Origin of the sequence: Acinetobacter sp. YH12086 (genome assembly GCF_013419345.1) — a bacterium.
In the GTDB taxonomy this organism is placed as follows: Bacteria; Pseudomonadota; Gammaproteobacteria; order Pseudomonadales; family Moraxellaceae; genus Acinetobacter; species Acinetobacter amyesii.
On the sequence record NZ_VPAF01000012.1, the window covers coordinates 78,338 to 89,211 of the forward strand.

A 10,874-nucleotide genomic window follows, 5' to 3' on the forward strand; every position below is an offset into this window, starting at 1 on the left:
AATATTTCTCATGACAGATTTACATCGCTTATCAATTCGTGAATTGTCTGAAGGTTTGGCTGGCGCTAAATTTTCTTCACGCGAATTGACCGAACACTATTTAAAACGCATTGAAAAAATCGATGCTCAAGTCAAGTCATACGTGACCGTGACAGCTGAACAAGCACTTGCGCAAGCAGATGCGGCTGATGCTGCAATTAAAGCAGGCAATGCAACTGCGTTGACTGGTGTACCAATTGCACATAAAGATATTTTCTGTACCCAAGGCATTAAAACCACTGCTGGTTCTAAAATGCTGGACAATTTTATCTCTCCTTACGACGCGACCGTTGTAGCGAAAGGTAAAGCTGCGGGCCTTGTCACTTTAGGTAAAGTGAACATGGATGAATTCGCCATGGGTTCAACCTCTGAAAATTCATTTTATGGCGCAACAGCAAACCCTTGGAACTTAAACCATGTTCCGGGTGGTTCTTCAGGCGGTTCTGCTGCTGCGGTAGCTGCTGATCTTGCTCCGTTCGCAACAGGCACAGATACAGGCGGTTCAATCCGTCAGCCTGCATCATTCTGCGGTTTGACTGGCCTTAAACCGACTTACGGTCGTGTTTCACGTTTCGGTATGATTGCGTATGCATCATCTTTAGACCAAGGCGGCCCGATGGCACGTTCGGCTGAAGACTGTGCTTACCTCATGAACGTGATGGCAGGTCATGATGCGAAAGATTCAACTTCGGTTGAAAAAGACGTCGATAACTACGTGGCGAACCTGAACGGTACATCGGTAAAAGGCTTACGCATCGGTATTCCGAAGCAATACTTCAATGTTGCTGGTTTAGATGCAGACGTGAAAGCACGTGTTGAAGAATCGTTGAAAAAGTTAGAAGAAATGGGCGCAATCTTGGTTGAGATTGATTTGACCATGACTGATGCCTATGTTCCAACGTATTACCTGATTGCTCCTGCTGAAGCATCTTCAAACTTACAGCGTTTTGATGGTGTACGTTATGGTTACCGCTGTGAAAATCCTGTGGACTTAATGGACTTGTACAAACGTTCACGTTCAGAAGGTTTTGGTAAAGAAGTGCAGCAACGTATCTTGATTGGTACTTACGCGCTGTCTGCGGGTTACTACGATGCTTATTATGTGAAAGCACAAAAAGTACGTCGTTTAATTCAACAAGACTTCTTAAAAGCATTTGAGTCTGTAGACGTGATTGCGGCTCCTGCTGCACCGACTACGGCGTATAAGATTGGTGCAAACCTGTCTCCTGTAGAAATGTACTTAGGCGACATCTACACCATCGCTGTGAACTTGGCAGGTCTGCCTGCGATTAACGCGCCTGTTGGTTTTGACAAAGACAACTTGCCTGTTGGCTTGCAGCTGATTGGTAACTACTGGTCAGAATCTCAATTGTTGTCTGTGGTGCATCAGTACCAACAAGCAACCGATTGGCATACACAACGCGCTGCAATTGCTGAGGAGAATGCATAATGGCTAAGAACGCTGCTAAACCAAAATCTAACCTGATTGATGGTTGGGAAGTCGTTATTGGTATCGAGATTCACACTCAGCTTGCAACCAATACCAAAATTTTCTCAGGTTCATCTACCACATTTGGTCAAGACCCAAATACACAAGCGAGCCTTGTAGATTTGGCAATGCCGGGCGTATTGCCTGTACTCAACAAAGAAGTGGTCGATCTTGCGATTCGCTTTGGTTTGGGTATCGATGCTTATATCGACCAAGCGTCTGTATTTGCACGTAAAAACTATTTCTACCCTGACTCTCCAAAAGGCTACCAAATCAGCCAAATGGACAACCCGATTGTGGGCTTGGGTCATATCGACATTCAACTTGAAGATGGCACTGTAAAGCGCATTGGCGTAACCCGTGCTCACCTTGAGGAAGATGCAGGTAAATCAATCCATGACCAATTTGAAGGTCAATCTGGTATCGATTTAAACCGTGCAGGTACGCCACTGCTTGAAATCGTATCTGAACCTGATATGCGTTCGGTTGAAGAAGCGGTTGCTTATATTAAAGCGATTCACACCCTTGTACGTTGGTTAGGTATTTCTGACGGCAACATGGCAGAAGGTTCGTTCCGTGCAGACTGTAACGTGTCTTTACGTCGTCCGGGTCAACCGTTTGGTACACGCTGCGAGTTGAAAAACCTCAACTCATTCCGCTTCATTGAACAAGCGATTAACGTAGAAATTGAACGTCAAATGGAAATCCTAGAATGGGATGGCACCATTGACCAAGAAACACGTTTATTCGACCCTGTGAAGATGGAAACACGTTCAATGCGTTCTAAAGAAGAAGCGAACGATTACCGCTACTTCCCAGACCCTGACTTGTTGCCTGTGATCATTGTAGACGAACAAATCGAAGCAATTAAGGCAACCATGCCTGAGCTTCCTGCCGCACGTCGTGCACGTTTCGTAGCTGACTTTGGTGTGACTGAGTACGATGCTCACGTTCTGACACTGACTCGTGAAATGTCAGAGTTCTACGAAGATGTCGTGAAAGCTGCCGGTGGTAATGCTCAAGGTAAAGTGGCTGCAAACTGGGTGATGGGCGAATTCTCAGGTGCTTTAAACAAAGCGGGCTTCGAGCTTCATGACTCTCCTGTATCTGCTGAAAAACTTGGCGGTATGATCGCGCGTATTGTGGACAACACCATTAACGGTAAGATTGCAAAGCAAGTGTTCGGCTTTATGTGGGAAGAAGGCAAAACTGCGGACGAGATTATTGCTGAAAAAGGCTTGAAACAGGAAACTGATACAGGCGCGATTGAAGCGATTATTAAAGACGTACTTGCTGCTAACGAGAAGATGGTTGAAGAGTATAAATCTGGTAAAGAGAAAGCTTTCAACGGTTTAGTTGGTCAAGTAATGAAAGCAGCGAAAGGTAAAGCCAACCCTGCACAAGTAAATGAATTAATGAAGAAATTGATTGGTTAATACCAATTGATTTTGAAATAAAAAACCCGCTTTAGAGCGGGTTTTTTATACTTATAATGAAGCTCTTTTTTGTTCTGGAAATAAGGAGTTAATTTCATCAATTTCCTTTGGTTTTGTAATAGCATAATCCACTATTAAATTAATATAAGTAAAAATAGCAGGATTAATATCTTCTAAAACTTCATCACCAATAATCCCTGGATGTACATTTGCATTTCCAATCAATCTAATATTATCAGCAGCTTGTGCAACTCTTAATGGAATAATTTGTTGTTTTGCCAACTCTTCAATTGACTCTTTAATATTCTTCTTTTTAACACCTAAATGCTCGCATAATTTTTCCAAAGCCAAACGTATAAGAGCGGCACCAGAACGTGGTGACAATTCAAAGATCAAAGCCGCTTCTTTATATAATACCTTTACATCATTTGGCATATCAGGTGAATAATCAGGAATATCTTGATTGCTTATTTCTTGTATTGGAAATAATCTCACTAAGTCGGAGTCCTGACTAGGTCTTGGAATAAGACTAAGAAAATTGCTTCCAACTTTTTGATTATACCAAATATTATTTTGACTACATGATGCACAGTTTGCTTGATGAACTCTAGTTGGAATATTGTGTTCTAAACCATTTTCATCATATGAAATAAAAAATAAATTTTCCCACTTCATATGTGAAAAAGCCCCACAATGAGGACATTTGAAACTATTTTGATCAAGAATAGTTTTAGATTGTTCTGGTATTTTCATAACTTATACTAACATTAGTTTTTCTTTATTTAACAAGTTTACATACAAATCTGTAAGTTTTAAAACTATTATTACTTTGAAAAATTTAAAGAAATTTTTCTTTAAATAATTACCACTAAATACATAAACGCCTACTAAATATTTTCCATCGTCAAACTCAAAGACTTAGGACTTATCCCCCCCTCATCCCCGCCTTCTCCCAATGGGAGAAGGAGCATCCATTACTAATTTAATACCGTTATAGGTTCTGCAATAGAAATTCCCTCACTTTTAAAAAGAGGGTTATGGAGAAGTAAATATTTAATTTTCATATTTTTAACCATACAATCAATCCAAATACTTCACACCAAAAACAACATGACCATCAAAAAAGTATCATCCATCGCCAAACTCGAAGCCTTAGGACTTATTCAACTGTCAAAGTCTTTTTTTATGCGTGATTTCCTCTATAGCGAAATTGCCAATTGGTACGGTGTACCAAACTTCCCCGACCATCCTGACATTGCCATTCGAACAGGCACAGAACTCTGCCAACAACTGCTCGAACCTCTACAAGAAAAGTTTGGACGTATTGCCATTCGCTCCGCTTATCGCTCACCAAGCGTCAACCAACTTGGCAACGAAAAAGGACATAACTGCGCGAGTAATGAAAAAAACTTTGCAAGCCATATTTGGGACTATCCTGACGCAAAAGGCTACGGTGCAACGGCGTGTATTATCATTCCCTCACTCATCGATTTAATTGAAAAAGACCCAAATAATTGGAAACAGATTGCATATTGGATTCACAATCACTTGCCATACAGTCATCTAGAATTTTTTAAAAAAGAAAATACGTTTTGTGCATTCAATATCGGTTGGCATGAGAAACCACTTAAAGAGATCAATAGCTATGTCACAGGATCTAAAGGCAAGCTGAAAGTAACGCATGAACCAAATCTAGACTATGAAAAATTTTATCCTGATTTGCTGTGATTTATCCCTCTCCCAATGGGAGAGGGAGCTTTCAAAGTGAATAAATACTTAAACGATTTTTTGGATATCCCCCCTCTCCTTTTAGGAGATAAGCAGCAGTGCTGCGCAAGGGAGAGGTAAATATTTAACTTTTTAAAACTTTGTGAAAAACACTAAAGTCATTAATAATTGATAACAGCTAGCCTACTAGACTCATCATAATTTGAACTATAACCATCCATAACTTTTTATAAATCTAAATAAAAATATACAACTAAAGAATTTACAGCCTGCTTAAAACTGTCATTTCAATATGCTAAGGTAAATGCAAAATTGATATAAATCATATTTCAACAGAGGGTTACATCATGTCAAAACAAATTCTTATGCTTGTAGGTGACTATGCTGAAGACTACGAAACCATGGTACCTTTTCAGTTTTTAGTTGGTCTTGGTTACACCGTTCATGCCGTTTGCCCTGACAAAAAAGCCGGTGACAACATTGCCACAGCGATTCATGATTTTGAAGGTGAACAAACCTATAGCGAAAAACGCGGTCATAACTTTACCATTAACTATGACTTTGATGCAGTTAACTCAGATAACTATGTCGGCTTAGTGATTCCGGGTGGTCGTGCACCTGAATATTTACGTATGAATGCACGTGTGATTGAAATCGTACGCGAATTTGACGCAGCGAAAAAACCGATTGCAGCGGTTTGTCATGGTGCGCAAATTTTGGCAGCAGCCAATGTACTGAAAGGCCGTACATGTTCCGCTTATCCTGCATGTGCCGCCGAAGTTAAACTGGCTGGCGGTCAGTATGCAGATATTGCCGTCACGGATGCAGTGACCGACGGTCATTTAGTTACTGCTCCTGCTTGGCCTGCTCACCCTGCGTGGATGGCGCAATTTGTTAAAGCATTAGGCGCGACGATTACCATTTAATGCTTGAGTCACCAAACTAAAACGCATTGGATCATCATCCATTTAGGGTGAATCCATAAAAAATGCTCCTTGTATAAAAGGAGCATTTTTTATTTACTCAAAATAAAATTAACGAACCACACCTAACTTATTCCAAATTTCTGGGGTTAAAAATTTGGTCACCAATTTATTCAAATCGACATAACGCAGTACGCCTTGTAATTGTTGTTTAATTTCAGGCGTCCTTAATATTTCATCCCCCGTGATACTACCAAGCTCTTGAAAACTTTCGCCTACAGCCTGTAGACCGTCGGCTTTAATTACAGCCTGCGTTTGCGTAGAACATTGCTCCACCAAAATTCGCTGCATCACTTGAGCCAGATTTTTATCGAGTTGCGTTTTTTGCGCATCGCTGACATTACTGTATTGTTTTAAATCTGGATGCGCCGCCAAGGCAGAAAAAGTCCATTGCAAAACCGTGGTTTTATCTGCGGCAGTGGTCGATTTCACTAAACATTGACTGAGCTGATCGACCGTCGGACTCGCTAAACTCACTTGCGTCGTCCCAAGCATGATGAGCGTCAATAAAGCCAAACCTGCAGGTCGTGAAAAACGTAGATGTAATTTTTTAGATAAACCGTAAGCCATAGACCAAACTCCCAAAACTTGAGTCACCTTTGTATCATGAAGTGCTGTATTTGCTGTTTGGTCTATGTAACTCAACTATTCATTTTTGCTAGTCGGTGCATAGATGAGAGGATGAATCGTCGGTCTTCTATTCCAATACCAGTAAAAATGTCCATGGGTATCGAGCAAACTATGAGTAGTCAATGTCGATTTATTGCTGTCACCTCGCCAACAGGCAAGTGCTGCATTACGGTTATTATGTAGGTCAATAAACTCGGGATTCGAATATTTGGGTTTCGCAGGAATGTATAAAGCATCTCCAGGATTGACCCATAAATCTGCCAAGTAAATCTTACCTAGATTTGGAAAATAGCGTCCCACTGAGATAACCAGTGGCAATTGATCCTGATCTGTCGCGCTAAAAATATGCGGAAAGTCATGATGTTCTAAATCAGTAATGACAAATGGCGTTAAAGTTTTACAGCCATTTAAATTTGATGTTGCATTTTCATAAGGCAAATAATGCCCTGCCATCATGCCGTATTCATAATGAATTTCTGATAGTCGTTTTTGATTTGAATGAATCTGAATCGCTTCACCTGCCTGAACTAAGGTGATACCAAAAGCTGCCGCGGTTTCTTTGCTTGCCACCAATGGCATAAACTCGAAGTGTTGCCCTTCAAATTCAAGCTCCGTTTGCTCCCCCCAATTGGTAATTTTAGTCGAAATTTCAGAAGGAACCGCGTAGCCATTTCCCATCGTCATTTTCGCATTGGTAGTTGACTCGGTAATTAAATGAATCCCCGCCCCAAGTGACGCTAAATATGTTGGATGCCCTCGATCATTCAAAAAGAAGGGTGTTTGCTTGATATCAACTAAAATTTCTGTCAATTCACGGTCAAATAATGGTGCATTAAAATAAGTTTCATTTACTGAACTCATGGTTTTTCCTTATTATTTTTTAAAATTTTATCTGAGTACATCATTGGATCAGGATAAAAGCGTATTTCCCCAAATGGCTTTTATCCTGTTGAAGTTTATTTCATACGATTCAACATATTTTTTGCCCCTGCATGGTTATAGTTGGTCGCTAAGTTTTGTAAGATGCCTTTTGCTCTTGCATTGGCGTTTGGATAACTTTTGCTATATGCAGGCACTGAGGTTAAGCATTTTGCAACGAGCATACCTGATTCAGCATAGGCTCTATTGGCATTTGCACCATTTAATTTGCCATAGCTATAAGCGCGCTGTGCATTATTACAAGCGGTGACTTGATTTTTTCCGGCATTCAGGTCACGTCGTGCATTCACATATAAGCGCATTTGTATCTGTTGCGATGTTTCTGCAACTGGTTTCACTACAGGTTTTTTTTCAGGCTCTTTGGCTTTGGTTTCTTTTTTAGTCTCTACTTCTTTTTTTGCTTCCTCTTTCGCATTGCTTTTTGTTGTCGTTGCTTTTGCTTTGCTTGGTGTGGCTTTTTTAGCTACAGTTTCTTCTTGTTTATTATAGTTTTTGCGACGTTCTTCGGGTCCAATAATTGCTGTATACAAACTCACTAAGCGGGTTTCAGAACGCTCATTCGATTTACGCTCTGAAACGGGTTCAATAGCAACCATCCAACGTTGTCCATCTGCCTGACTACACTGAAACACACCTGTGCTCTGTTTTATACTGCTATAGGTCGCTAATAATTTACGACTCCATGCATTTTTGACTTGGTTCAAATTGCTTTTATTCAGTTGAATAAATTTGCCATTTTTGGCTTGGCAGTAACTGCTCATATTTTGCTTGGGTATGAGCGATTCTGCTTCCATATTTTTGTTTTGTGGTCCCCAATCATAGACGTATTCTTTCGCCTTGCCATTTGAGCTATTTAGCCCTTTTTGATTGATCACTTCTTGTGGTGATGCATAATGATTAAATGAATTTGGGTTTAAACTCTGCATGGTGGTACAACCATGTAATGCAAATCCAATACTCCCCACCCATAAAATTGCCTTTAAATTCACAGCAAAAATCTCAAAAATTTCACCCTTAAAAAATAGCGTAATTTAGTGCCTTTCACAATTTTATAATCTTGATTTTATTTATTATTTTTATAAATTTAATCACTAAAATCGCATACGTTTGAGATGTATACACATGTTGTTCATTTTAATTTGATGAGTTTCACATTTTATTTGGATCTAGCGGTGTTTATGAAGAAAATAAAAAAGAGCCTCCGAGGAGGCTCTTTTCTGATTGCTTAAATTCTATTTAATTAGAATATAAGTTGATTACTATCTAAAAGATCTTGCAGAGTAACATCAGTATTTTTCAAAATTACAAGACCTGTGTAATTACTTACACCAAATGTAGGTCCATCTAGATCAATACTTACTTTTACATCAGTACCAGATTGTTCAACTTGAATAAAGCCTCCAATATTTGCATCAGTTAGTGCAGTACTTGTATCACTGAATAAACCACGCAAATCCAACACGTCGCCTTCATTAAAATTATAATCCGCCCATGTATCATTGCCTAACAGGCTAGTATTACCACCAGCAGTTCCAGTTGACAACAAGTCATAAATTACAGTATCGGCGCCAGTACCTGTATTAAAGGTATCATCACCACTGGTACTATATTGAACTACTCCAGAATTATTCAATACTGGATTAATTGTAATAGAAGCACTATCAGTTGCACCTGTTGGGCTAATCAATGTGTAATTAATTACATCAGCAGACAAATTAGTCGTATCACCAGCTGCTTTTGCAGTATAGGTATAATCACCATTCCCTTTAACTTCAAAGTAACCTTTAGCTGTTTCATATGTAGTTGATTCATTGTAGCCAATAGTTACCCCTCCAACTAGAAGTTTAGTAAATGTTGTATCCAATGTATCTGTAGCTACACCATTATCAGCATAAATATTACCCGTAATGATCACTTGTGATGTACTGTCTGTATGCTCTCCATTGTATGTATAGGATGTCCCATCCAATACTGCAGTTACCTGAGATGCTGATGTAGCGGCCCCAAGTATATTTCCTGCAGCTTTAGTCACAGTGTAAGTTAACTCATAATTTCCAGCCGCTAAACTGCTCAAATCAATTGAGAATAAGTTACTGGCCGAAATGGTAGAGAGTGTTGCCGTTTTCACTACAGTATAAACATTAGAAGTGTTTGTACCTTGTGCACCAGAAATAGCTATTGCAACTCCATCCAATTTCAAACTATAGGTAATAGTAGTGGTTGCTGCCGAGGTCGCTAAAGCATTAGATAAACCTAAAGTACCTTTATTTACATCTCCTAGAGTAAATTGAATTGTGCCCGAATCACTTTGTGTAGCTGTGCTTGAGGCTACAGTCGAAACATCTGTTTGCTCATGTTCTTTGAACAAAACATTCTTCGCAACATTTACATCTAAATCGAATATGTCATTTTCAGCTGCCACAACACCAGTCACATCGTTACTACCAATATTGATAGTCAGCTGAGCTGTGTTATTGGTCGCATTAGTATCTGCTGGATCAGCAATTGTGTATTCAAAGACCTCTGTTTTACCCAAACTTTCAATTTTTGGATTTGCAGTATAAGTATAGGTACCATCTGCCTTAATATTTAATGTTCCGTATAGGCCCTGAATATTTACTCCATCAGTATCAACAGGTATCGCTACCCCACCAACTAGTTTGATCGTACTTACAACAGTATCCGCTAATACATTATCTGCTGTCGCACCGCCATCACCAGTGAGGACGTTACCTGTCGCTGTATCACTTGAGATCCCCAAATCTGTATCCGTTCCACTGATTGTCACACTTGGGAAAATACTTAATCCTACAGCACTATTAATTCCTAGATTAACACGGTATTGACCTTCCGGAAGATCCGTAACCGTACCAACTAAATTATTACCTAATAAGTTTAAGTTAATTAATGAATACTCGTCTTGAGTATTCCCAACTGCTACCCACTCATTATTTTCATACTTCTGAAGGACAATACTAAGTTGTTGACCCACACCTAAATTAATTCCACTGCTTACAGCAAAAGTTAAATTTTGCGTGTGGCCTTCTTCAACTGTAAATTGTGTTAATGGACTACCAAGATTTAAATTAGCTCCGAGTAAGCCAACCACAGCAAATGCAACGTTAGAAGTTGGTGTGATATTCGTTGTGATTGGTAGATGTTCAAGATTTATATTTGCATCTACTTCATCATTAATTGCGATTACATCGTTCACCGCTGGAATCACGATATCCGTTAACGCATCAATTCGCGTTTGGAAATCAGCTGCTTCTGCTGGGAAGTCAGCAACAATGCCATCTACCGCTGCTTGCGCTGCATCTTTCGCCGCTTGAGCATCAGCTAAGTCTTGCGTTAATGCATCAACCTCTGCTTGGCTCACAGCATTGTCTGCAATCGCATCTGCTAGCGCTTGATCCGCTGCTGCATAGGCTGCTTCAGCTGCTGCAACCAAGTCTTCTACCGCATCAATTGCATCGTTTACACCGTTGTTGTTGCTGTCCGTCACCGCTGGAATCACGATATCCGTTAACGCATCAATTCGCGTTTGGAAATCAGCTGCTTCTGCTGGGAAGTCAGCAACAATGCCATCTACCGCTGCTTGCGCTGCATCTTTCGCCGCTTGAGCATCAG

9 protein-coding genes are annotated in these 10,874 nt (G+C 40.0%); 4 read left to right on the plus strand and 5 right to left on the minus strand.

Annotation, left to right across the window (positions count from 1 at the left end; genetic code table 11):
• Nucleotides 1-10 precede the first annotated feature (10 nt).
• Nucleotides 11-1,489, plus strand: coding sequence for an Asp-tRNA(Asn)/Glu-tRNA(Gln) amidotransferase subunit GatA (gene gatA, locus FTU29_RS12910; RefSeq protein ID WP_180007421.1), 1,479 nt, complete (start codon nt 11-13; stop codon nt 1,487-1,489).
• Nucleotides 1,489-2,964, plus strand: a complete 1,476-nt coding sequence (gatB, locus tag FTU29_RS12915) for an Asp-tRNA(Asn)/Glu-tRNA(Gln) amidotransferase subunit GatB (protein ID WP_180122249.1) — start codon at nt 1,489-1,491, stop codon at nt 2,962-2,964. Before gatA ends, gatB begins: the two co-directional genes overlap by 1 nt.
• 51 nt (nt 2,965-3,015) lie before the next feature.
• Here gatB and FTU29_RS12920 read toward each other — a convergent pair whose 3' ends face one another.
• Complete coding sequence (locus tag FTU29_RS12920) at nt 3,016-3,717, minus strand: DUF4145 domain-containing protein (protein ID WP_180122251.1); 702 nt, start codon at nt 3,715-3,717, stop codon at nt 3,016-3,018.
• Nucleotides 3,718-4,074: 357 nt separating this feature from the next.
• Between FTU29_RS12920 and FTU29_RS12925 the strand changes: the two genes are divergently transcribed.
• Nucleotides 4,075-4,692, plus strand: coding sequence for a hypothetical protein (locus FTU29_RS12925; protein WP_180122253.1), 618 nt, complete (start codon nt 4,075-4,077; stop codon nt 4,690-4,692).
• Nucleotides 4,693-5,039: 347 nt separating this feature from the next.
• Nucleotides 5,040-5,618, plus strand: coding sequence for a DJ-1/PfpI family protein (locus tag FTU29_RS12930; RefSeq protein WP_180035505.1), 579 nt, complete (start codon nt 5,040-5,042; stop codon nt 5,616-5,618).
• Between the two features lie 108 nt (nt 5,619-5,726).
• On the opposite strand, the gene FTU29_RS12935 is transcribed toward FTU29_RS12930, so the two are convergent.
• From FTU29_RS12935 to FTU29_RS12950, 4 genes are all read right to left on the minus strand, one after another.
• Nucleotides 5,727-6,170: a hypothetical protein gene (locus FTU29_RS12935; RefSeq protein WP_257226707.1), complete on the minus strand. Its 444-nt coding sequence runs from the start codon at nt 6,168-6,170 to the stop codon at nt 5,727-5,729.
• A gap of 150 nt (nt 6,171-6,320) precedes the next feature.
• A complete protein-coding gene (locus tag FTU29_RS12940; protein ID WP_180122257.1) occupies nt 6,321-7,166 on the minus strand; it encodes a hypothetical protein in 846 nt (281 codons plus the stop codon).
• Nucleotides 7,167-7,261: 95 nt separating this feature from the next.
• Nucleotides 7,262-8,233 (minus strand): hypothetical protein, encoded by a 972-nt coding sequence (locus FTU29_RS12945; protein ID WP_180122259.1) that lies wholly within the window; start codon nt 8,231-8,233, stop codon nt 7,262-7,264.
• Between the two features lie 251 nt (nt 8,234-8,484).
• Nucleotides 8,485-10,874 (minus strand): BapA/Bap/LapF family large adhesin (locus FTU29_RS12950; protein ID WP_180122261.1); only part of this gene is annotated, 2,390 nt, incomplete at its 5' end.